At 40.3% G+C, this 24,089-nt stretch carries 23 protein-coding genes; 2 read left to right on the forward strand and 21 right to left on the reverse strand.

All coding sequences use genetic code 11. The features are described from left to right. Positions 1-13 precede the first annotated feature (13 nt). From ftsA to AC3WTB_RS02100, 18 genes are all read right to left on the reverse strand, one after another. Positions 14-1,336 carry a cell division protein FtsA gene (ftsA, locus tag AC3WTB_RS02015; protein ID WP_024424253.1) on the reverse strand — a complete coding sequence of 441 codons (1,323 nt, stop codon included), beginning with the start codon at positions 1,334-1,336 and terminating at the stop codon, positions 14-16. A gap of 159 nt (positions 1,337-1,495) precedes the next feature. Then, positions 1,496-1,864, reverse strand: a complete 369-nt coding sequence (locus tag AC3WTB_RS02020; protein WP_003210988.1) for a small basic family protein — start codon at positions 1,862-1,864, stop codon at positions 1,496-1,498. Continuing rightward, positions 1,864-2,589 carry a DUF881 domain-containing protein gene (locus AC3WTB_RS02025; RefSeq protein WP_058837740.1) on the reverse strand — a complete coding sequence of 242 codons (726 nt, stop codon included), beginning with the start codon at positions 2,587-2,589 and terminating at the stop codon, positions 1,864-1,866. Before AC3WTB_RS02025 ends, AC3WTB_RS02020 begins: the two co-directional genes overlap by 1 nt. A 20-nt stretch (positions 2,590-2,609) precedes the next feature. Continuing rightward, the gene (locus AC3WTB_RS02030; RefSeq protein ID WP_039178348.1) at positions 2,610-3,299 is read right to left on the reverse strand and encodes a DUF881 domain-containing protein; all 690 of its coding nucleotides are present in this window, start codon (positions 3,297-3,299) and stop codon (positions 2,610-2,612) included. Next, the gene (locus AC3WTB_RS02035) at positions 3,296-4,075 is read right to left on the reverse strand and encodes a cell division protein FtsQ/DivIB (protein ID WP_410559207.1); all 780 of its coding nucleotides are present in this window, start codon (positions 4,073-4,075) and stop codon (positions 3,296-3,298) included. Before AC3WTB_RS02035 ends, AC3WTB_RS02030 begins: the two co-directional genes overlap by 4 nt. Before the next feature lie 127 nt (positions 4,076-4,202). Beyond that, on the reverse strand, positions 4,203-5,114 hold the full coding sequence (murB, locus tag AC3WTB_RS02040) for a UDP-N-acetylmuramate dehydrogenase (RefSeq protein ID WP_047202109.1): 912 nt from the start codon (positions 5,112-5,114) through the stop codon (positions 4,203-4,205). 31 nt (positions 5,115-5,145) lie between these two features. Next, positions 5,146-6,240 carry an undecaprenyldiphospho-muramoylpentapeptide beta-N-acetylglucosaminyltransferase gene (murG, locus tag AC3WTB_RS02045; RefSeq protein WP_039178340.1) on the reverse strand — a complete coding sequence of 365 codons (1,095 nt, stop codon included), beginning with the start codon at positions 6,238-6,240 and terminating at the stop codon, positions 5,146-5,148. A 198-nt stretch (positions 6,241-6,438) separates the two neighbouring features. After that, positions 6,439-7,539, reverse strand: coding sequence for a stage V sporulation protein E (gene spoVE / locus AC3WTB_RS02050; protein ID WP_024424259.1), 1,101 nt, complete (start codon positions 7,537-7,539; stop codon positions 6,439-6,441). A 59-nt stretch (positions 7,540-7,598) separates the two neighbouring features. Next, entirely contained in the window at positions 7,599-8,945 is a 1,347-nt protein-coding gene (gene murD, locus AC3WTB_RS02055) for a UDP-N-acetylmuramoyl-L-alanine--D-glutamate ligase (RefSeq protein ID WP_492333432.1), read from the reverse strand. Between the two features lie 9 nt (positions 8,946-8,954). Then, complete coding sequence (gene mraY / locus AC3WTB_RS02060; protein ID WP_003211854.1) at positions 8,955-9,929, reverse strand: phospho-N-acetylmuramoyl-pentapeptide-transferase; 975 nt, start codon at positions 9,927-9,929, stop codon at positions 8,955-8,957. 135 nt (positions 9,930-10,064) lie between these two features. Then, positions 10,065-11,540: a UDP-N-acetylmuramoyl-L-alanyl-D-glutamate--2,6-diaminopimelate ligase gene (locus AC3WTB_RS02065; protein ID WP_492333245.1), complete on the reverse strand. Its 1,476-nt coding sequence runs from the start codon at positions 11,538-11,540 to the stop codon at positions 10,065-10,067. A 211-nt stretch (positions 11,541-11,751) separates the two neighbouring features. Then, positions 11,752-13,671, reverse strand: a complete 1,920-nt coding sequence (locus AC3WTB_RS02070) for a stage V sporulation protein D (RefSeq protein ID WP_492333246.1) — start codon at positions 13,669-13,671, stop codon at positions 11,752-11,754. 128 nt (positions 13,672-13,799) lie between these two features. Continuing rightward, on the reverse strand, positions 13,800-15,950 hold the full coding sequence (locus AC3WTB_RS02075) for a penicillin-binding protein (protein ID WP_492333433.1): 2,151 nt from the start codon (positions 15,948-15,950) through the stop codon (positions 13,800-13,802). Positions 15,951-15,957: 7 nt separating this feature from the next. Next, positions 15,958-16,305, reverse strand: a complete 348-nt coding sequence (gene ftsL, locus AC3WTB_RS02080) for a cell division protein FtsL (RefSeq protein WP_039178324.1) — start codon at positions 16,303-16,305, stop codon at positions 15,958-15,960. 37 nt (positions 16,306-16,342) lie between these two features. Continuing rightward, positions 16,343-17,275 (reverse strand): 16S rRNA (cytosine(1402)-N(4))-methyltransferase RsmH, encoded by a 933-nt coding sequence (gene rsmH / locus AC3WTB_RS02085; RefSeq protein ID WP_024426925.1) that lies wholly within the window; start codon positions 17,273-17,275, stop codon positions 16,343-16,345. Positions 17,276-17,341: 66 nt separating this feature from the next. After that, positions 17,342-17,773, reverse strand: coding sequence for a division/cell wall cluster transcriptional repressor MraZ (gene mraZ / locus AC3WTB_RS02090; RefSeq protein WP_003211163.1), 432 nt, complete (start codon positions 17,771-17,773; stop codon positions 17,342-17,344). Between the two features lie 128 nt (positions 17,774-17,901). Next, positions 17,902-19,521 carry a bacillithiol biosynthesis cysteine-adding enzyme BshC gene (bshC, locus tag AC3WTB_RS02095; RefSeq protein WP_492333247.1) on the reverse strand — a complete coding sequence of 540 codons (1,620 nt, stop codon included), beginning with the start codon at positions 19,519-19,521 and terminating at the stop codon, positions 17,902-17,904. 65 nt (positions 19,522-19,586) lie between these two features. Beyond that, positions 19,587-20,486 (reverse strand): 2-dehydropantoate 2-reductase, encoded by a 900-nt coding sequence (locus AC3WTB_RS02100; protein WP_126681774.1) that lies wholly within the window; start codon positions 20,484-20,486, stop codon positions 19,587-19,589. A gap of 210 nt (positions 20,487-20,696) precedes the next feature. On the opposite strand from AC3WTB_RS02100, the gene AC3WTB_RS02105 reads away from it, so the two are divergent. Continuing rightward, entirely contained in the window at positions 20,697-21,176 is a 480-nt protein-coding gene (locus AC3WTB_RS02105) for an N-acetyltransferase (protein WP_007499784.1), read from the forward strand. Between the two features lie 45 nt (positions 21,177-21,221). On the opposite strand, the gene gerR is transcribed toward AC3WTB_RS02105, so the two are convergent. The 3 genes from gerR to AC3WTB_RS02120 form a co-directional block, all read right to left on the reverse strand. Then, on the reverse strand, positions 21,222-21,761 hold the full coding sequence (gene gerR / locus AC3WTB_RS02110) for a sporulation-specific transcriptional regulator GerR (protein WP_039178316.1): 540 nt from the start codon (positions 21,759-21,761) through the stop codon (positions 21,222-21,224). A 138-nt stretch (positions 21,762-21,899) separates the two neighbouring features. After that, on the reverse strand, positions 21,900-22,073 hold the full coding sequence (rpmF, locus tag AC3WTB_RS02115; RefSeq protein WP_008354700.1) for a 50S ribosomal protein L32: 174 nt from the start codon (positions 22,071-22,073) through the stop codon (positions 21,900-21,902). A gap of 21 nt (positions 22,074-22,094) precedes the next feature. Then, positions 22,095-22,613: a YceD family protein gene (locus AC3WTB_RS02120; protein ID WP_019743276.1), complete on the reverse strand. Its 519-nt coding sequence runs from the start codon at positions 22,611-22,613 to the stop codon at positions 22,095-22,097. A gap of 206 nt (positions 22,614-22,819) precedes the next feature. Between AC3WTB_RS02120 and AC3WTB_RS02125 the strand changes: the two genes are divergently transcribed. Beyond that, on the forward strand, positions 22,820-24,064 hold the full coding sequence (locus AC3WTB_RS02125; protein ID WP_247544225.1) for a nucleotidyltransferase: 1,245 nt from the start codon (positions 22,820-22,822) through the stop codon (positions 24,062-24,064). Positions 24,065-24,089 lie beyond the last annotated feature (25 nt).

The following is a 24,089-nucleotide window of genomic DNA, read 5'->3' on the forward strand; positions in this document are numbered from 1 at the left end:
CGAAAATCTAATTCTATTCCCAGAACATATTAAATAGTTTTTTCATTTTGCCCGGTTTTTTATTTGTCTCTTCTTGTGCTTTTTGTTTTACTTTCGGTCTTGGCTGCGCTTCTTTTACTTGTGGTGCAGAAGAAACCGGCTCCATGGATGCGCCTACCTCATGAAACGCCTCATCCGGCATTTGGAATCCAACCTGTCTGCCCTGAATCTTTGCATTGCGATAAGCAAAGTGGATCAGACCCACTCCTGTCATATACTGAGGTTCTCTCACCCCAATATAATTCGGACTTGCAATTCTAACATTGTTTTGCAAGACCGTTTGTGCAAGAGAAAGGATACCTGGTATAGCTGCCTGTCCACCTGTTAGAACGAATCCGCCAGGCAAATCATGGACACCCATATTTCTTAATTCCTCTGCCACAAAGAGCAAGATTTCTTCCAGCCGAGCTTCGATGATATTGGCCGCTTCAAGCTGTGTATACGTCTGTTTCTGATCGGTACCGATGACAGAAACTTCAAATGTTTCCTCAGACGATGCCTCATCATAAAACGCATGTCCAAATTGTTTTTTGATTCGTTCAGCTTCTTCAGTAGAAGTTCTAAGTCCTATAGACAAATCTTTTGTAATGTTCTCTCCGCCCAAAGGGATACTGTGAGTAGAATAGAGATGCCCGTTTTCAAATACGGAAATCGTTGTAGATCCGCCGCCAATATCGACGAGAGCTACCCCTAGATTTTTTTCATCTTTCGATAATGCTGCTGAGCCCGATGCGAGCGGCTGCAAGCAAATATCCATAATTTCAATTCCAGCTCTCTCTACACATCGGAGCCAGTTATGTAGAATCGTTTTAGAACCTGTAATTAACGATCCATCCACCTCTAGCCGAACACCAAGCATTTTTTTCGGATCAGTGATCTCATCTCTTCCGTCGACGATAAATTGCCTCGGGATGACGTCTACGACGAGATGTTCTTGAGGAATAGATACTACCTGTGCAGCATCTAAGACACGTCTCACATCTTCAGCATGTATTTCTTTGTTTTCACTAGATACTGCGACCACGCCGCTCGTATTCTGAATATGAATGTGGTTTCCGTTAATTCCGACAATCGCCTTTTGTAAAGGAAAACCTACCATTCTTTCAGCCTGTTCAAATGCTTGTCTAATAGAATGAACTGTCTCATCTATATCAACAATCGATCCTTTTTTTAACCCTTCTGAAGGGACATTTCCAACACCTATAATGTTAAGCGAATCATCCGCCATTTCTCCGACGATGACTTTAATATTGGATGTACCGATGTCAAGGCTGACGTAAATTTCATTGTTGTTCATTCTATGGCACCTCCTCACATATCAATACTTTCTATTCTATTATTTGCTGAACAACAATACAATGAATGTGTTTTTACAAGTGTGTAACAAAACTTAAAAAATCAACATTTTTTATTAGGATTACTGAAAATATTCGTTACATCATATGTATATCCTTTTTTATGACTCACTTTTTTTCTTTTTTTCTCTAGAAATTGTCCATTTAGTTAGTAGAATTCTTCGAATAACTGCTATATTTTGAAACAATCTAACGCCGAAAGCAAACATTCCGACTAAATACAAGTCTACACCAAGATGGACGCCCAGAAAAGCTAAACTTATTGCAAGTATAATATTAAAAAAGAAGCCTGATACAAACACTAGTTCATCGTATGCCCCTTGCAGATGTGCCCTGATTCCACCAATCAATGTATCAAGTGCAGCAAGTACAGCGAGGGAAAGATAATTAGAATACTCATTCGGTATCGTAAAATTTGTTAAGAAACCGATCGCAACTCCTATGATTAAGCCAAGTACAGGAAGCCACATTAAGATTTTCCCTCCTTTACATCGTCAAGAGGCTTCAACTCGTTTACCTGAATTGCACCGTCATATGCTTTTAGTTGAATTTGTTGCTTTGGCTGGCTAATACTCAAGCCGAAATTTTCCTGAGCAAACAAATCAGCAATATCTGATACATTTAAACGGCTGTATAATTTGTCGGCCTGGTCGCTGATCATCTTGATGGTCACTTCATCACCATCTAAGCTGTAGCCATCCATTTTTGTCGTGCCATTAATATCTCGAATCACACTAGTATTAATCACACGGTGGTCATTAATGGAAATATGCTTTGCCCCATACATATTGGCTTCGTTGATTAGCTTTTTCAGAAGATCAGGCGGGATATTTTTCACTTCTTCTCCAGTCAGATCCTTTGAGAAGAGCTGAGAGATATCAACTTCAATTCCCTCTCCTGTCACTTCTGTAAAACCAGCCTTTTCTTTTAAATCTTTTAATGTTTTCGTTAGTTGAGCTTCTTTTGATTGATCACCTTGATGACCATACTTTTTCAGCATTTCATCGTATTTATCAATTTCTTTCAGTAAATCCAATTCTTTACTTTTAGATGCAGATAAATCCTCTCTTAGCTCCCACACATCGCGAGTATCACGAACTTTGGGCTTTTGCAATGAGTTAAATTGGATGGAGACCATGATGCCGAATATCACCATTAAGACTGTCAAACTAAGTAAAGGCTTCTTTTTCCTCAACACCACTCACCTTTTCACTTTTAATCTTTGTGTTTTAAAAGAGGATTCATACGAATATCCTTTTTTTCAATCGTCATCGAAATATGATCACTTGTCAGCTGATCGACCACTCCTCCTGCAATATTTAATGCAGGTATTAACACAGCCGGATCACCGATAGCAGAAATGACAAACGGCGCTGGATGCTGTACACCGTCAACTGTGACAACTGGGCCGTTACAATGTATGTATGATTGGTGTGTAATTCTCTGTCCATTAATAGATACGGCAGAGGCCCCTGATATAAATAGTTCGTTTATCACATGAAAAATGTGGCTCTCATGAACAATGTAATTATTGACATTTTGTCCACTCGGGATATAAGATGCATCTTCAAGGGATACTTTTACCCCTTTTCCTTTTACGCCGATCTCTCCTGTAAACATCCTGTATTTCTCAACATCTTCCAATACATTAAAATACTGCTCTTTTTCATTTTTCAAATTGGACTCAGTGGCTTGAACCTGTGATTGAAGGCTGTATAATTCTTTTTCAAGTTTCTGATTCGCCTTTTCTTGCTTTGTCAGCTGACTTTTCAAGGAGTATTCTTTTTTCCATTGCTCTGTGCGAATGACCTCTGCCTGATGCTGCTTAGTATATTGGTATGAAAAAGAAATCAGAAAACCAAGAACAAGCATTACAATTGAGAATATAACTGTTTTGCCTCTCAACGTTCATCTTCCTTTTTCTTAGATTTAAACGCTTCAAAATACGTCGCGACTTCCATATGGATTGTGCCTTTTTCAGAAGGTGAAAGTTCTTTTACAATGGCAGGATAGGTTTCCATTTTATCAGCGAATGTTTTAATTGATGCAATCACAGTGTTTCCGTCATTCATATAAAATTTAACGAGCCATTGGTTTGAGCTTGTCGGCACATAATATATTTCAGAGATGAGTTCCTGAATTGAGGCTGGCAGCTGATTCAAAGATCTTACAGTTAGCTTCAGCTTCTCTTTATTGTCCCAATCCACAAAAATAGGTCCTGCATGACTTGGTGTGACTTCTTCTGGTAATGCTGTCCCATTTTCAAGAAGCTCATAGTATAGATTTCCCTTTTGAAGATAAGCAATATTGGCATATTCTTTGACAGCAATACTGACCTTATTTGGAAAATGTTTTTTGATACTGGCACTTTTAATCAGTTTGTTTTGTTTTATATGATCTGCTGTTAAATCTTTATTTAAATTCCAAAACTCTGTTTCGCCTTCTTTAATTTGGGAAAGTTTCACAAGCTGTTTTGTAGGGACATGCTCGTTACCCGTAATAGTTAAAGAAGAAATTTTACTGATTGGTGTCTGCAAATAAATAATGATTAAAACCATGATAAAAAACAGTAGAATAAAAGAGATTAGTCTCCGGTTCGCTTTCTGCTTCCTCTGTTCTTTAATTTTAGGAATTCGTTCTTCTATATTGACGATCTTTTCATTTTCATGATCAGGCCGCATGTATATTCTTCACCCCATTCAAAGCTGCTTGTCCACACCTTTGGGTCATCATTTTGATGAGAAAACAAACGGCATTCTTTCATGCCGTTTGTTTTCCTGTGATGCCATCATTCATAAAAACTAGTTTTTAATTTGCTTCACCGATAATTTCTACTTCTGTATGCATATCTACATTGTAGTCATCTTTAATTTTCTTTTGGATGTATTGAATTAAGTCCAGCACGTCTTGAGCAGTTGCGCCACCAGCGTTCACAATAAAGTTGCCATGCATATCAGAGATTCTTGCTCCGCCAATTTGGTACCCTTTTAAATTCGCTTTTTCTACAAGCTGTCCTGCATATTCAGGCAGCGGATTTCGAAAAATACTTCCGGCACATGGTCGATTGTAAGGCTGTGTTTCCTTACGATAGTCTTTATTTTGCTGCATTTTCTTTGTGATTTTCTCGCGATCATCCTGTTTGAGCTTAAACACGGCCTCGAGAACAATGCCTGGTCGTTCCTTTTGAAGGACAGATGTTCTATAGCTAAAGTTCATCTGCTCATTTGTTAGCCACTCGATACTTCCATCTTCAAATAAGATTCTCGCTTTCACAAGGATCTTACTGATATCAGATCCGTGCGCACCTGCGTTCATATAAACAGCGCCGCCAATAGATCCCGGGATACCAGCTGCAAACTCCAGCCCTGAAAGACCCTGCTTACTAAGAGACGTTGCAAGCCTTACAACAGAATAGCCCCCGCCAACTGTAATTTCTTCATCATTTATAGTTAAATGATCAAGTCCAGCGCCTAACTTCAGGACAACGCCACGTATTCCTTTATCAAGTACGAGTAAATTCGATCCTCTCCCAATAACCGTCCAGTCCGCGTGGTGTTTTTTTATCTGATCCATGATCGTTTTAACTGCATCGATATCTTTAGGAACAATCAATAGATCTGCCGGCCCGCCTATTTTCATTGTCGTATGATTTGCAAGCGGCTCATTTTCAAGCACTTTACCGACTTGCGCTTCTAATAATTCATTCTTCAAGTTCTCCATATTACCCTCCGCCTTACCTAATATCATTCCATCATGTAGTCGTAATTTCTTTTAATACATTATATAAACGTCCAGCCGCATCTGGTACTCCCAGTTCTTTTGTTAAGCGGCTCATTTCGTTTAATTTTTCTTCATTACCAGCAATTTCATCAATGGCATGAAGGAGGCTCTCTCCAGAAAGCTCTGATTCTCTTAAAACGATTGCAGCGTCATGCTTTTCTAATGATCTTGCATTAATTTCCTGGTGATTTGCTGTGACGTATGGGCTTGGAATAAAAATAGTTGGGATTCCAAGGGCCGTCACTTCAGCGATCGTTGTGGCACCTGCTCTTGCAACAATCACATCAATTGATTTCAAGTACTCCGGCATTTGATGCAAGAAAGGCTTTGTGATCATATTAGGCGCTGCATCTTTTTCCTTTAGTTCGTTCAGCACTTTTTCATAATGAACCTCACCTGTGATATATAAAAGCTGATAGTTCTTAGCCTTTAATTCATTTTGCATGTCAATGACTGCTCTATTAATCGGTGCAGCCCCCCGGCTCCCGCCAAAAATAAGAACTGTTTTTTTCTTTTCATCCAGCCCAAACTCTTTCAGAGATTTCCCCTCTTTTATAGAGACGACTTCAGAGGCTCTAGGGTTTCCCGTAAATACAACCTTTTCAGAAGGAAAATGTGCCTTTGCTTCTTCAAAGCAGATGGCTACCTTATCAACATATCTCGCCAGAAACTTATTTGTGATTCCAGGCAGACTGTTCTGTTCGTGAATAATAGTCGGGATTTTCAGCTTAGAAGCTGCATAAACAACAGGGCCGCACACATAACCACCTGTTCCAATGACCGCATCTGGCTTGAATTCTTTTAAGTAAGATTTACTTTTTTGAACTCCCTTTAGAAATCTCATCACCGTTTTTACGTTATCAAAGGAAAGCTTTCTTTTAAAACCTGAAATTTCTATGGACTTGAAAGGGATATTTTCTCTTTCTACAATTTTCTTTTCAAGTCCATTTTCAGTACCAATATATAAAAATTCTACATTAGGATGCAGTCTTTTCACTTCTTTAATAAAAGCTAAGGCCGGATAAATATGTCCGCCTGTTCCGCCTCCACTGATTACTATACGCATTATACCATTTCCCCTCAATTTTTTTCTGCTCTGAACAAAGTATAAACCCTGTTTTAAACAACAGGGCTCCGTTAAAACCTGTAAAGAAGAGTCAAAAAACATGCTTTCAATACTAAAGCTGTCTTTTTCACTCTTCAAATCATTTTTTTGTACTTTTGCAAAATAAATATCATCATGGTTTCATGAACTAGCAGCACATTAATATCTAGCGTATCTGCTTACATTCAAAAGTACGCCAATTGCCATCAGCATTAATGTCAGTGATGAGCCTCCATAACTTAGGAATGGGAGCGTGATACCTGTCACAGGGATGAGTCCAGTAACAACTGCGATATTTATCATCACTTGAATGGCAACCATTGAAATAATGCCAACTGCTAGGAAACTTCCGTATAAGTCTGGGGCTCCAAGTGCTATTCGTATGCCTCTCCATAATAGAACACTAAAGAGCAGCAGAATGAGTGATCCTCCTATAAAGCCAAGCTCTTCAGACAATATCGCAAAGATGAAGTCTGTTTGAGGCTCAGGTAAATAAAAGAATTTCTGTCTACTTTGACCGAGACCCATTCCGAACAGACCGCCTGGACCAACAGCGTATAAGGATTGAATAATTTGAAACCCACTGCCTAGTGGATCTTCCCAAGGATTTAAGTACGATGTAATTCGTTTTATGCGGTAGGGCGCTGATAAGACGAGTGCTGCAAATCCGCTGAGCCCTAAAAGACCGAGAAATATAAAGTGAGCAATTCTCGCACCTGAAACAAATATCATAATAATACAGGTTCCAACCATTACCGTCCCTGTTCCCAAATCTGGCTGCAGCATTATGATGGCAAATGCAGAAAACACAATGCCTAATGCTGGTGCGAAACCTTTACGAAAGGATGTGATATTTTTTTGTTTTTCAGATAAGAATTTTGCAAGAAACGCAATCATCGCAAGCTTCATAAATTCAGAGGGCTGAATACTAAACGCACCGACACCGATCCAGCTTCTTGATCCATTTCTCTCCATACCGATACCTGGAATAAGTACAAGCAGTAAAAGGAGAAAACAAACAGCAATCAATATCTTTGACCAAGTCCGCCACGTCCAATAATCGACTCGCATAATGAAAAACATCGCGATAACTCCGATTCCGGCAAACAAAAGCTGTCTTTTTGCAAAATAAAACGAATCATCAAATTTATACGATGCCCACACAGCACTAGCGCTGTACACCATAATTAAACCAATCGTCAATAAAAGTAACGTAATGACAACAAGCAAAAAGTCCGGAGAAGTTTTCTTATTCGTCAAGAGACCGACACCCCAAGCATAATTCATTTGGGCTGTCAGTCATTATGAGAGACAAGCCCTTATTTAAGCATATGCACGGCGTTTACAAACATGTCTCCACGTTCTTCAAATGTTTTATGTTGATCCCAGCTTGCACAAGCCGGGGATAATAAAATCACGTCTTCTTCTTCAGAAATGTTAAACGCCGCAGGTACTGCTTGTTCAACATTATCGACATGTTTTACATGATGTATTCCCAGTTCTTCACCAAGCTTCACAAACTTAGGTGCCGTCTCACCAAATGTGATGATTCCTTTTACATTTTTCATAAAAGGCTTCAATTCATCAAATTCATTACCGCGATCAAGCCCGCCGGCTAGTAAAATGGTCGGCTGCTTAAAAGCTGACAATGCTTTACTTGTTGCCAGTATATTGGTGGCTTTACTATCGTTATAGAATTTTCTTCTTTGAATTGTATCTACAAACTGGAGACGATGCTTCACTCCACTAAAAGTCGTGAGAACGTGTGCGATTGCTTCATTTGAGCAGCCAGTATTTTTCACAACACAAATAGCTGCTAAAATATTTTCTTGGTTATGCTCACCAGGAAGAACAACATCCTTTAAATCGATGATATGTTCATTCATGTAGTAAATCGCACCATTTTTAATATACGCACCATTTTCTACTTGCTCTTTCACCGAGAAAAACACTTTTTTTGCTTTTGAAGCTTCAGCCAGTTTTACGACTGATGGATCATCAAGGTTAATGACAGCTATGTCATCTTCAAGTTGATGTGCGTATACTTTCTGCTTTGCTTTTTCATATTCATCACGAGTGTGGTGATAGTCTAAATGTGCATCAAAAATATTTAATATTAAGCTGATTTTAGGTTTAAAATCAACTGTTCCCATTAACTGGAAAGAAGACAACTCAGTTACAATCCACTCATCGCCAGCTGCCTTTGCAGCGACTTCGCTGGCAACTGTGCCAATATTACCTGCCACTAAAGTTTTTTGACTATCGTGTTTCAGCATTTCATAAATCAAAGTCGTGGTAGTGGTTTTTCCATTTGATCCAGTAATCCCAATAAAAGGAGCTGAGGTTAAATGATAAGCTAATTCAATTTCCGTCCAAACTGGAATTTGGCGGCGAATCGCCTCTTGAACCATCACATTTTCATATGGAATTCCTGGATTTTTAATTAAAATCGTGATTTCATTATCATCGAACATACGAAGAGGATGGCTGCCACAAATGACATCAATCCCCTTTTCAGAAAGAAGCTGAGCTGGTTCATTTTCTTCAAACGGCTTTTGGTCATTTACTATGACATTTACTCCATGCTCATGAAGAATTGAAGCTGCCGCATATCCGCTTTTTGCAAGACCTAATACTAGTACATGTTCGTTTTTTAACATTTGCATCTTATTCAATTATAACCACACCTCGATGTAAATTCCTAAAACAGCAAGTAATAAACCAGCTGTCCAGAAGGTGACAACTACTCTCCACTCAGACCAGCCAACTAACTCATAGTGGTGGTGAAGCGGACTCATCTTAAAGATTCTTTTTCCAGTTGTTTTAAAGGAGATCACTTGAAGAATAACGGATAACGTTTCGACAACAAATACTCCTCCAATAATGACAAGTAAAATTTCAAGCTTTGTTAAAATGGCAATCGCTACAATCGCTCCGCCTAAAGCAAGCGACCCTGTATCACCCATAAATACTTTTGCAGGATGCGCGTTAAACACAAGAAACCCAAGAACGGCTCCAGCAACAGCTACTGAAAAGATCGCTACATCGTACTGTGATTGATTCCAAGCCAGTATAGCAAAGGCTCCAAAGGCAATAGCAGCGGTACCAGATAATAGACCATCCAGTCCATCCGTTAAGTTCACAGCATTTGAACCCCCGACAAGCATGAAAACGACAAGGATAAAGTAAGCCCATCCTAAATCGAAGCTGACATCTGTTCCTGGAATGCGAATCGTCGTTGCAAACTGATAATAATGGAAGACTGCATAAAAAATCACTGCGATCACAATTTGACCGATTAATTTCTGTTTTGATGTTAAACCTAGGTTTCGTTTCATCGCTACTTTAATATAATCATCTAAAAATCCTAATAGACCGTACCCAAGCGTGACAAATAACAATAAAAACATTTCTGGACTAATCTCAGAAAATTTGTTGATCATCACAATCGTCGTAATTGTGATAGAAAAGATAATCATAATTCCGCCCATTGTCGGAGTACCTGATTTCTTTTGGTGAGACTGTGGTCCTTCTTCTCTAATACTTTGACCAAATTTAAGTCTTCTTAAAAACGGAATAAAAATCGGGGATAAAAGAACACTGATTAAAAATCCCATTATGATTGTAAACAATATCACCTGTTCAAGCATCGTTCTTTACTCCTTCCGAATTTCCAAAGCCGTTTTCCATCAGAAAATTGCATTCATTATTAAGGTATTCATTCGCGTTCTTCGTATGTTGTTTTTGTACAAAATGCTTCATTTCATTACACTCTTTTCATCATTTTAAGATTTGTTTAGATCTAAAATAGCGTCCATTGCAACCTTTGCATCATCAAAATCGTACACTTGATCGCCAACGATTTGATATGTCTCATGGCCTTTACCCGCTATTAAGACTGTATCGCCTTTTTTCGCATTGGCAATTGCAAAAAAGATGGCTTGTTTGCGATTCACAAAGCTATGATAATATGCGTCTGGCACACCATTTTCCATATCCTTTAAGATAGCTGAAGGATCTTCGCTTCTTGGGTTGTCTGATGTAAATACAGGCTCATCTGCATACATCACAGCGATTTGGGCCATTTGAGGACGCTTTGTTTTATCACGATCGCCGCCGCAGCCTATCACACAGAAAATTTTGCCGTCTGTTAATTCTCTACACGTTGTCAGGACATTTTCTAAGCTGTCAGGTGTATGGGCGTAATCGACGATCACAGGGAAATCTTGATCACAGTTCACAAGTTCAAATCGGCCTTTGACTCCCTCCAGCTCTTCAATAGCACTTACAATCGTTTCAAATGTTAAGCCAGATACAATCCCTACTGATACAGCTGCTAGGATGTTGTACACATTAAACTTACCGATGAGGGCAACTGTCACATTTTTGGTGCCAATTGGAGTGATTAAATCAAATTGAGTTCCCTTTGGCTTAATTTGTATATTCTTTGCCATGACATCTGCTTTTTGCTCTAAGCCATATGTCATAACTTCAGCAGCTGTCACTTTTTCATAGTAACTCGAAGCATCATCATCCGCATTTAAAATCGCATGCTTTGGCTTATCGTGATGAAAGGCACTGCCTAGCTGTGAAAACAACAAGCTTTTCGCATGTTTATATTCTTCCATTGTGTTGTGGTAGTCAAGATGGTCCTGCGAAAGGTTTGTGAAAACGGCAATATCATAATCACATCCATGTACCCTGCCAAGATGCAGTGCGTGTGATGATACTTCCATAATGGCTGTGTCTACATCTTGATCAAGCATCTGTTTAAAGGTCTTCTGAAGTGTGACACTTTCAGGTGTCGTGTTTTTCACATCGAGAATGTCATCATTCACCTTCATATACATCGTACCGATTAAGCCTGTTTTCTTTTCGGCTTTTCTCATCATTTGTTCAATCATGTGTGTTGTGGAAGTTTTTCCGTTTGTTCCAGTGATCCCGATGAGATTCAGCTTATGAGTTGGCTGTTCGTAAAACGCATCAGCTATTCTTGCAAGAGCTCTTTGAGAGTGTTTCACAATAATGACTGGTATATCTGTTATGTTAAGAGGGTGTTCTGCTACAATCGCTGCAGCCCCGCTTTTCACCGCTTTTTCAGCATAATCGTGTCCATCTACTGTATAGCCTTTTATACAGACAAAAAGGCTTCCTTTTTTCACCTCTCTAGAATCCATTTCGATGGAAGTGATATCAGGATTTTCGTTTATTAATTCGTTGTTTTCACTTTTAAAGTATGTAAGGAGTTCTTGTAATTTCATTTCATATCAAACCTCTCAAATTCGTTCACGTGCATGTCTTGCGAAAAAAACACACAGTCTATATTTTATCGTAAAAAAAAGGATACATCCAGCGTATTCCTTAAGTTTCTCTTGGAAAAAACACACTTTAGGTTCTTTTTTTCAAACAGACCTTCTCTTTCAACAAAAAGAGGCAGCCGAATGAGTGCGGCTACCCTCTGTTCATTCTTTATTATTCATCGTTTAAGTATAATCTGATGGTGGAGCCTTCTTTGACCTTCGTCCCAGCAGCAGGTGATTGCTTCACCACTTTACTGCCAGTTCCAGAAGCATCGATCTTAAGATTAATCAGGAGGGATTCAAGGTCTGAAACAGATCCCCCTACAAGATTCGGTACTTCAATCGTTTTTGTGTCCAGCCACTGGTACTTCTTTTCAATTTGTCCTTTTCTTTTTTTCACACCCATTTCAGGCAGGCTGTCCCGCATAATATGACCCACAATTGGCGCAGCAACTGTCCCACCAAATTGAATGGTGCCTTTCGGGTTATCTACAGCCACATATACAACGATACTTGGATCATCAGCAGGCGCAAACCCGATAAACGACACAATGTGGTTATTTTCCATGTACTTGCCATCTTTCACCTTCTGTGCTGTCCCTGTTTTTCCGCCAACTCGATATCCTTCAACAAATGCATTTCGGCCAGTCCCTTGAGCGACTACACTCTCAAGCGCATATCTAATTTCTTTTGATGTTTCTGCTGAAATCACTTTCTTTTTGGCAATCGGTGATTGCTTTTTCACAACCTCTTTTGTGATTGGGTCTATCCATTCTTTTGCAATGTACGGCGTGTAAAGTGTTCCGCCATTTACCGCTGCGGCTACGGCAGCCACTTGCTGTATCGGCGTAACAGATACACCTTGACCAAAGGCAGTTGTCGCCTGCTCTACAGGACCAACCCGGTCCAGCGGGAACAAAATGCCTCGTCCTTCCCCTTGAAGATCGATTCCTGTTTTTTGGCCAAATCCGAAATTTTTAATATAGGAAAATAATTTATCCTTTCCAAGACGGTCGCCTAGCTCAACAAAGCCAGGGTTACAGGAGTTTTGAACCACTTCTAAAAATGACTGTGACCCGTGTCCGCCTTTTTTCCAGCACCTAAGTCTTGCACCATCAACTGTCACAGATCCGCTGTCAAAGAAATGATCGCGTTTCAAATTGACTTTTTTCTCTTCTAGTGCTGCTGCAAGTGTAATAATTTTAAATGTCGAACCTGGCTCATATGTGCTCCACACCGGTAGATTTCGGTTAAACACTTTTGAGTCAACTGATTGATAGTCCGCTGGATCAAAATCCGGCCTGCTCGACATCCCAAGTACTTCACCGTTCTTCGGATTCATCGCAATCGCAATCATGCCTTCTGGGTTATATTTTGCCTGCGCATTGTCTAATTCACGTTCTATAATGGTTTGTACTTTCGCATCAACAGTTAATTTCATATCTAGGCCATCTTTAGGCGGTGTATAATCATCTGCTTCATCTGGCATTTTTTGCCCTTTTGCATCGGAATAGAACTTGACAGAGCCTTTTTCACCTTTTAGGTCATCGTCATAATAGGCTTCCAGTCCAAGTAACCCTTGATTATCAATTCCGGCGAAACCAAGCACATGAGAAAGAAAACTGCCAAACGGATAGTGTCTGATGCTGTCTTCCGCAACATAAACGCCATCTAAATCAAGCTCTCTGACTTCTTTTGCTTTTTCATGAGATACTTTTCTCCCTTCTGGAGAAATTCGTTCGATTGAAGTTTTCTTTGTGACGTGCTTGTACGCTTTCTCCTCAGACATATTCAGGACTGCCGCCAGTTTCTTGCTTGTTTCTGCGGGATCTTTAATTTGCCGGGGGACGACCAATATAGATGGGGCACTTTTATTCGTTGCAAGTTCTACCCCATTTCGGTCCAAAATATCTCCCCTTTCTGGTTCGAACGGGAGGTTCCGGCTCCATGAATCTTTTGCTAAGCTTGTGAGCTTCTCGCCCATAATAAACTGTACATATCCTAATCTAGTATCTATGATGAAAAAAATGATCACCCCAATCAGCAGCACGAAAAGCAATCGTTTTCTCACTGTTACACTTGATACTCGCACGCCCGGTTCACTCCTTACATACATATGGCTTGTTTCCATCATATGCAGGCCCGTCCTTATGTAGAACGTCTCGTCTATCCCGCTCAGCAAAAGAAAAAACCTAGCAAGTCGTTTGCTAGGTTTTGCAATTAATTCGGGCTTTTAAATGTCACAGTGATGACTTTATCTGAAATCTCTGCTCCACTTTTCACACTTTGTTTGACAGCATATCCTTGTCCCTTTGTTTCGATATGCACACCGGAAATGGAGGCATATTGAAGGACTTCCCTTCTCGACCAGCCTGTCATATCAGGCATCTTCATGGTTTTTCCTGCTGTTTTCAAGAAGACTTTCTGGCTTTCAGAGAATTCAGAGCCTGCACTTGGCCACTGTCGTTTAATGGAGAGGCCGTCGCCGATGACAATAGGCGTTAAGTTTTTATTTTTGGCTTCTGTTTCCGCCTGCTTCACTTCTAAATCTAGGAATGAAGGCATTGTTTCTTGTTTCACTTTTTGTTCGCCTGATTTTTTATCGTCTGTTTTTGTTGGTGCAATATTTAAATATAGCAGACTATTTTTCATGACTGGGTTAAAGATTTGTGCAACTGGGGCAGAGCCAGTTTCTGTGTCAGACAGCTGCGGCTGCTGTACAGCGACATAAACGAGCAGCTTCGGATCATCTTTTGGCGCCATTCCCATAAATGAAAAGACGTAATCGTTTCTTCCCTGAAGGTAACCGCCGGCACCGCCAATTTGTCCTGTACCTGTTTTTCCAGCAACGTCAAAGCCTTTGATTTGGTAAGGCTGACCTGTTCCAATCTTCGAAGAAACAACCTCCCCTAAAATGTCACGTACTTGCTTTGCTGTATCTGAGGAAATTGGCTTTCCAGCTACTGTTGGTTCGTGCTGTAAAATCGTTTTGTTTGTGTTCGGGTCTGTAATATGATCAATGACATATGGCTTCATCATCGTTCCACCGTTTGCTATCGCTGTCGCTGCTTCAATTTGTTGAATCGGTGTAATAGCAGACGCTTGGCCATAAGCCGTCGATGCTTTGTCATATTCGTATCTGTAATTGATTTTACTAGACGCTTCGTTCGGCAAGTCAATGCCTGTTTTGTCGTAGAAATGGAATTTTTGTAAATATTGTTCGTATCGCGTGAAGCCTAGTTTTTCTTTTGCCAGCTTTGCAAAAGCTACGTTTGACGAACGGAGAACCCCTTGATGAAAGTCAATTTTTCCCCAGCCATTTCCGTTGTTGTGATCTCTTACAAGGCCGCCGCCTACTTTATAAGTACCGGATTGATATTTATCATTGCCTTGGTAGACCCCTTCTTGAATTGCCGCAGCAAGTGTAAAGATTTTCATCGTTGAACCTGGTTCAAACGCATATGAAATGACATCATTGTTATAATTCGTAATGTCTAATTCATTTAAATTAAAGCTTGGCCGCTGTCCCATTGCGAGCACCTTGCCCGTTTTTGGGTCAACGACTGTGGCAATGATTTTCTTCGGTTTATATTTTTTGGCAACCTGCGTCATACTCTCTTCAAGGAACGCTTGAATTTTTTGATCGATAGTCAGCGTGACATTTTTTCCATCTTTCGGAGCGACAATGTCTTCTTTACTATTTGGAAGAGCCCATCCGCTTCTGTCACTGTTATATGTGACATAGCCGTCTTTTTCTTTTAAATATTTGTTCAGCGCCTTCTCAAGTCCCATCGCGCCTGACATGTCCTTCGTCGCCTCATCTAATCTTGCATAACCGATCAGATTCGAAGCAAACATGCCGTTTGGATAATATCGCTTCGTGTCTTTTTCAAATGCGATTCCTGGAAGCTTTAGCTTTTCAATTTTTTCCTTTGTTGAAAAACTGATATCTTTCCCAGCTTTACCAAACTCAACTTGGAACGCATCTTTTGTATTCAGACGCTTTAATATTTCGCTTTCGCTCATATCAATTACTTTTGACAGCTCTTTTGCTGTTTTTTCTTTGTCGACGACATGCATTGGGTGCTTGGGATCGACCGTCATTTTCTTGCTCATGACTGCAATGAGCTTATAGACAGAAGTATCCTCTGCAATCACATTCCCATTTCGGTCTAAAATAGACCCTCTTTTCGCTTCAAGTGTTTTCTTCGATTGATATTGTTCATTTGCCTTTGCGGCTAATACTTGACCATCGACTGTTCCTGTAATCTGAATATAGATAAAACGTGCAAGGATGATAAAGAAAAACAGGGCGAAGCAAATACTCGCAATTGCCGCGCCTCTGTTCATCATTTTATTCTTTTTAGGCATCGCCATCTTAATCGACCTTCTTAACATCTTTCGATATGCTTAAGCCTGCTTTTTTCGCAGCTTCGATGATTCTCTCTGGTTCACTCAGCAAGTCTTTTTCCTTTTGAAGCTCAGTGATCTTCTTCGATTCTAAAGATACTTGCTGTTCTAATTTCTGCACCTCAATATTGGCGTGATAGACAGCAAAGGCTTTAGAAATGATGAGAATGGAGCTGCACATAAGAGCCATGACAAACATGACAAGTAAGATTTTTTCACCAAGTGTGATAGAACCTCGTCTTTTGATAACCACCGATTGGCCTTGCTGCTCTGTTTGATATTGCTTTACTTCTCTTTGGTAAGCCAAATTACTCATAAGAAACCTCCTTTTTATCATCATCTATGGTGTCGTTTTACTTTTTTTCTGCAATTCGGAGCTTCGCTGAACGGGCACGGTTGTTATGTTCCAGCTCTTGTTCTGATGCAACGATTGGTTTTCTCGTGATCAGCTTCAGCTTTGGTTCAAGTCCTTCTGGAATCACTGGTAGTCCGTGCGGAAGTTCTGGAAGTGAAGACATTTCTTTAAATGTACTCTTACAAATCCGGTCTTCAAGTGAATGGAATGTAATGACAGAAATTCTCCCCTTCGGATTGAGTAACTCTATTGCTTGTTCTAGTGCTTCTTCAAAAACTTTCAATTCATCATTTACAGCAATTCGGATCGCTTGAAACACTCTTTTTGCTGGATGTCCGCCTGTTCGTCTTGCAGGTGCGGGAATTCCTTCTTTGATAATGTCGACAAGCTCACCTGTTGTTTCAATTGGCGCTTTTTTTCTAGCTTCTTCAATTTTGCGTGCGATTTGCTTGCTGAATTTTTCTTCCCCATATTTGTAGAAAATCCGAACTAGATCTTCAAATGGCCATTCATTCACCACTTGTTTTGCCGACAATGCGGCTGTTTGATCCATTCGCATGTCAAGAGGTGCATCATGGTGATAACTAAAGCCTCTCTCTGGTGTGTCGAGCTGAGGCGATGAAACCCCAAGGTCAAAAATCACACCGTCTACGCTTGTAATGCCTTGTTCATTCAGACGTTCTTTTAAATATCGGAAGTTGCTTTTTATGAAAAGAATGTTCGCTTTAGAATCCGCGAGCTTCTCTCGTGCGTGATCCAGTGCAGCATCGTCTTGGTCAAATCCAATCAATGTACCTTTTTCTGATAGTTGAGATAGTAAATATGAGCTATGACCTGCTCCGCCCAGCGTGCAGTCTACATATGTACCGTCTTCTTTGACGTTTAAACCGTCAACTGTTTCTTTTAATAATACTGTCTCATGTTGGAACATGATGTTATGGTCCCACCTTTTTCAAATAGAAATGAATGTGTAGAAAGCTTGCTGCACAAGGGATTATTATATATCAAACCCAATCATGTTTTCAGCAATTTCAGCAAAAGAATCTTCTTGCTCTTCTGTATATTGTTCCCAGATCGACTTACTCCACAACTCAATTCGATTTGAAACGCCGATGACCACACATTCTTTTTCGAGTTTTGCATATTGGAGTAGGTTTGATGCGATGTTAATGCGCCCCTGCTTGTCCAGATCGCATTCAACTGCGCCGGAGAAGAAGAACCGGGTAAACGCACGTGCATCTTTTTTCGTTAGCGGCAGTGCTTTGAGTTTCTCTTCAATTAGTTTCCACTCACTCATAGGGTAGCCAAATAAACATTGATCAAGCCCTCTCGTCAGCACAAACTGTTCTCCGAGACCGTCTCTAAATTTAGCAGGGATGATCATGCGCCCTTTTGTATCAATCGTATGTTGGTATTCACCCATGAACATGATAATCAGAGCCCCACTTTCTCACCCTTACTCTCCACTATCCACCACTTCTCTCCACAAAACTTATTTTACACTGTTTCTACATAAAAAAAAACCCTGAACTAGTCAGGGTTCATTAAAACTTTATTTCAAAGTTTGACAATTTGCTGCTTGTTTTGAAATGAAAATGGCAGATTTTTGAACGTTTTGAAGAATTCTGGACCATATTTGTTTAAAAAGTACATGATATTCCAAATTCTTTCTTGCGGGGCATCTAGTGGTTTTAAGCTGTTTTCAATCCGTTCAAAATCCCGAAGGATATATCCTTCCTTCTCTTCCACACGCTTCGCCACCTTTTGATAAACAAATTGAAGCTGGTCTTCGATAAATTTGGCATTTTTATCTAGCAGCTGCTCGAAGTTTGGTTCAACCTCCAGTGCTTCTTGCCTCAATACACCGTGAACTTTCGCTAATTCACGTTTCGCATGATCAACGGCTTGAACAAAGCTGTCTGGAAGGCTTTGCTCAAAGTGAGCCTCTTTCTTTTCTTTTACTCCGCTTGTGAGCACTTCTTCTACAGAAAGTTCTCTAGCCGGCAGCTTCTTATCGATGTGCCTTTCAAGAATGGTCACGTGCAGTCTTGGAAGAACAGGTGCCATCTTCAATTTAAAATGCTCAAAGATTCCTTTCAGCTCCCCCCAATAGTTGACTTCACCGTGTCCTGCCATAAAAGCAAGTGTCGGAAGAAGGGTTTCCTGCATTAAGGGGCGCGTCACCACATTGTTGCTGAACCGTTCTGGGTGCTCCTCAATTTCCTGCAAAATCTCTTCTTTCGTCCATGTAAGCCCCACTTCTGATATAGAAAACTGGCCGTTTTCTTTTTCAATAAGGAAACGCTCCTCATCATATTCGTAAAACAGGTTCGCCTGATTGTCACCAGCTTCAATGATCGGCTGATATCCCGCTCGTTTCATGGCAGCCTGCGTTTCATTCAAACGAGCTGTGACCGCATCATTTGTCTCGACAATGTGCTTGAACAACGTACGCTCAAGTGGTTTAACGCCTAAGTCTCCTGAATTAAATAGAAGAAGTCCATCTTCTTCAAAAAGGTCGCATACAATCCATTCAAAGAAATCAGTAAACGTTTGTGATTTGCGTAAACATCGAAGAAGCTGATCAAGCAAGTCATTTGTATATGCAGATTCCTCATACGTTGAAAACACGTCACGTAGCCATTTCTCTGTTTTTTCTTGATGCAGCGGTGTTCTTTTTGCAGCAGTTTTTTTAACGTTATGTAATGGCAGCTTTTGCTTGACTGGACCTTTGTCGCCAGATGTGTAGACAAAATTAATTTCATCTACGTCATGATCCTCACCTGCTACCCAAAAGACTGGAATCACAGGAACGCCAAGCGCTGATTCTTTTTCTTTTGCGAACTGAATAATGGATATGATTTTATGTATGGTATAAAGCGGTCCTGAAAGTAGGCCTGCCTGCTGCCCTCCAACCACCATGACACTCCGCTTGTCACGGATCTTTTCAATGTTCTGACGCATCGCTGCCGATTCAAACTTTGCGTGGTATGCGCTCATATAATCTGCTAAAGCCTCGCGCGGGAAGCTCATTTCCATGAGATCGTCGTATCTCTTTTTCCATGTGTGCTCAGAATGTATATCATAATCAAAAAAAGCAGTCATCTCTTTTTTTTCTTCTATATAATCACGTATGAATAAATTCTGACTTCGGATGGAAAGTTCAGTCAATTGCATGTTTAGAACTTCCTTTCTTCAATAAATAGTTAGTTTCCCGAAAAAAGTATAGCATGTAAATGAGCTCACTCAAAAGATTTTGTTTGCTTTTTTTCCAATACTTCCAAGCTTCGATTGAAGAAAGTAAGATGTGGCGCCAGAATCTCTTGAGCTTGAGCCTTTTTTAAAAGATAGCCAACGATGGCTTTTCTTTCGGTTTCACGGCCTTTGACGATATCTTGAAGCATCGACGATTGATTGGCGGCCGTTTTCTTACAAATTGAAACGACGTGTGACCAGAGCTGCTCTTTTTCAGCCAGACCTAAAATGGACAATGCTTCTTCAAATGCACATTTCATCATGTATTTATATGAAGGATTTGCAATCAATTCCCCATTTTTCACATGCAATAAAGCCGTGAGCGGGTTAATGCATACATTGACTAGCAGTTTTTCCTCCAGCACTTTTTTCCATTCATCCGTATAAATCATCTGAAAATGAGCCGGCGTTTCGTTTAAAGCATTTCTCACATCAGCTGCATCCTCAGGATGAAAAGCACCCCACTTGATGACACCAATCCCTGTATGGTTTACCGCATGATCTGATACCTTCATCGCCCCGTGCTCTACGACACCTATATATATTGTATGCGCCGTTTTCCAGTTTTCTAAATCTAATAAGTGGGCCATGCCATTTTGTAAAAATAAGATTCGCTGACGAGGTAATGTCGATAGGTCATCAAGCACCTCTTGCAAATGATGATATTTCACCGTCACAATCAGCAGATCAAATCCTCCTGTAATCTCTGCCCGTGCCTCGGCAGACGACCGAAATGTCTCTCCTTTTACCGTTCGCTTAATTCCTGATGTTTGAATCTCCTCTGCCTGTTCTTTTCTTCTTGTCAAAACAGTGATGTCATGATGCTGTGATAAATAACTAGCACAAAGCAGACCAATCGCACCGCCGCCAATGATTCCAATGTTCAACTGCCGCACTTCCCTTTTTCTGTTTACTTCATCATATCAACCATTTTAACAGTTTCATGCCGCGATGCAAAAAGCAGATGGCGCGCCGTGATTGAATTTTTTTAATTTAAAAACTATAATAATAAGTGTAAAAACTTTTTGAGGCGGATGGGATGAAAACGCCTTCAACGACATCACTGTCAACATTATGTGTGTAAGGGGGAAGATCATATGACACAAGTAAAGCGACTTCTAATCAATTACAAAACTTTAGAGGAATTTAAACAATTTAAGGAATATGGCATACAAGAACTATCCATGCTTGAAGACCTTGAAAGTAATATGATAGAAAATGACAGCAACTCTCCATTTTACGGGATTTATTTTGGAGATAAGCTGGTTGCACGTATGAGCCTTTATCAAGTGGACGGCTCGACGACAACGTATTTTGACCACAATCATGATTATTTAGAGCTGTGGAAGCTGGAAGTGCTTCCTGGGTATCAGCGTAAAGGGTACGGCGAGGCACTTGTTGATTTCGCCAAATCTTTCGGGTTGCCTATCCGAACCAATCCACGCGTCAAATCTGCCGGTTTTTGGGATAAAATGGGCTTTGAAGCGGTGAAATATGATATGGAACGCGACAAAGGTGAAAATCCACTCATCTGGGAGCCCGCCCATATTCAAAAGAATACAGGTGAATCTGCTTAATACTGATGGCAAAACGCCCCTCCTTTCTCTGTGAGGGGCGTTTTCTTATTTAGCATATTCTTTTAAGTTGATATTCTGTTTGACTCTTTCAACAATCCCAATGAGTGCCCGGTAATCTTCTTCTGTCATTTTTAATTGCCGCTTCAAATGTTCATTTTCTTCCGTGAGCGACTTCAGTTGATGCTGTGCATCCGCTAGTTCTTCGCGTAAATAAGCAGAGCCAGCAGGTTCTTTTTCAAGCTGCTCTAAAAACTGAATCACTTCTCGCAAGGTTAATTCAGTCTGATCTGAAGATGTCTTCTCTTCTATCGTTAACGTATTTTGCGGTAAACCTGAGGAATGAATTCCAATCTTTTTACGCAGTTCTTTTCGCTGTTTTTTCGCCAGCTCAATGCCTGCCTGATATTGTTTTCTAACGTATGAGTTCCATCTGAATCCACATGCTGCAGCTGTTCTTGACAATGCTTTCCCGACTTCCTCAAATGCGGAAAGCTGCGTTCCTCCATCTCGAATGTGTCTTAAGACGACTTCTGCTAAAAGTAAATCTTCATCTTGTGTCCATGCATCCTGCCTTGTAATCGTCAATTGATCATCCCCCCTGAATCTGAATACCACATCATATGCGCTTACTAGAGTAGATAGACTATTTGCAGGAGAGAAACCTAAAAAATAGACAAATAAAAAAACGCAAGGGAAGATTCCCTTACGCTTTTTTATCAAGCATTAGTTGCTTTTTACGTCTTTGCCTTTGTATGTTCCGCAAGATTTGCAGACACGATGAGAAATTTTCATTTCACCGCATTCTGGGCAAGCTACCATACCAGGTACTTGTAGTTTGAAATGCGTACGACGCAATCTTTTTTTCATTTTAGAAGTTCTTCTAAAAGGTACAGCCATTATTCCCACCTCCTTAAAGAGTTAAGATTCATTATTTTCTTCTAAGAGCTTCTTCAAGCCTTCCAGACGCGGATCAATTCGGTTTTGATGTGCATCTTCCGAAATGACCGCCCAGTCATTCCCTTCCTGTGGTGCAGCACCTTTTACGTCTGTTTGGTCGCAAAAGATTTGCATCGGCACTTCAAGAAGAATTTCTTCCTTGACTATAGGCGTTAAGTCGATGATATCGTCTTCTACAACAGATACGTCTTCATCTTCTATATCGTCTGTCTTATGAAGTACAAATAGTTCTTTCGTTGAAATCGCAAATGGATAATTTACATCAACAAGCGTTCTTGAACAAGGCAATGTCATTTCACCTGTGATGGTTAAATCAAATGCGACTTGCTTTGATTCGATCACTCCAGTCCCTTTCACCTCTACTGGTGAAATGCGACGTATATCTGAATGAAGGCTAGTAAGTTCATTTAAGTCAACCGTCTCATGAAAATCGAAGCTGTTTTTAGCTTTTTGATGTAACTGATAAACTGTCCATTTCAATTGTATCACCTCTAAGAGCAACAAACATGATTATAGCTTTCATCATGCTATTTGTCAATATTTTTTCTTTACAGTCCTTTGTGATGTCAGAGCGTTGTTTGACATCAGTTCACGGAATGCCTACACTGAAAAAAATGGGCTTCATTTTTCCCTTATGCTACTGTAGCATAGACCATTTAACCATAGCAAGAAAGGCGGAACATCTATTGAAAGCAACAGGAGTTGTTGTCGAGTACAATCCATTTCATTATGGACATGCCTATCATGTTCGTCAGGCGAAAACACATACCTCCTCAGATGTAGCCATTGCCGTCATGAGCGGTTCCTTCCTCCAGCGCGGAGAGCCTGCCATCGTCTCTAAATGGGCACGTACTAAAATGGCATTACAAAACGGTGTAGACATCGTATGTGAGCTTCCATACATATATGCAGTGCAAAAGGCAGAAACCTTTGCAAACGGCGCTGTGTCCATTTTAGACGCTTTAAAATGCCGCTCCCTTTTTTTCGGAAGCGAGGATGGAGATATCAAAGCATTTGAACGAACAGCTCACGCTTGGCATGAGAAAAAAGAAGAAATTGATCTTTTCACAAAAGCAAAGGTCAAAGAAGGGCTTAGTTATCCAGCTGCCTCTGCCGCTGCGTTTCAAGAGATCATTGATCCTAAACACTTACTGGATCTGTCTAAGCCCAATAACATTTTAGGCTTCCATTATGTCAAAGCGATCTTAGAGAGATCTCCTCACATAGAGCCCTTTACCTCTCAAAGAATTGCATCAGGTTATCATGATCAAGAGCTTCCTAAACATCAGAAAATCGCAAGCGCAACAAGCATCCGAAAAGCGTTAAAAGAGAATGGGTCATTTGAAACTGTCGCCTCTTATCTTCCGGAAGCTTCGCTTAAGCAATTACATGACTATTATTCTTCTTATGATCTTTTACATACACAAGAAGACTATTTCAGCTTCTTAAAACATGTGTTTCATACAATGGATACAGCAGAACTAGAAGGCATCTATGAAATTGAAGAAGGCATCGAACACCGCATGCAAAAGGCGATCACACATGCGTCCTCCTACGAGGAATATCTATCACTTTTGAAAACAAAACGATATACGTGGACAAGGCTGCAGCGGATGAATACGCACCTTTTAATGAGGGTAAAGAAAACTGTGATGCATGAGCTGCTAAACGAGAAACACACGCCATACATTCGTTTACTTGGTATGTCAAAGAAAGGACAGCAATACTTATCACTTGTCAAAAAAGAATTGGACGTACCGCTCATCAGCAAGCTGTCTTCCTTTTCACACCCTGCCCTTGATCTTGACATTCGTGCTTCCCGCGTCTTCAGCCTTCCCATCAGCGAACCAATGCAAACAAAGTTAACAGAAGCAGAATTTAAAACCTCACCGATCCGCTATGATGAAGAGACTGGTCTCTTCCAATCTTGATAAAAAGAGCAGCCTTTGATGAAGG

This window comes from Bacillus sp. EB106-04-04-XG123 (assembly GCF_058791855.1).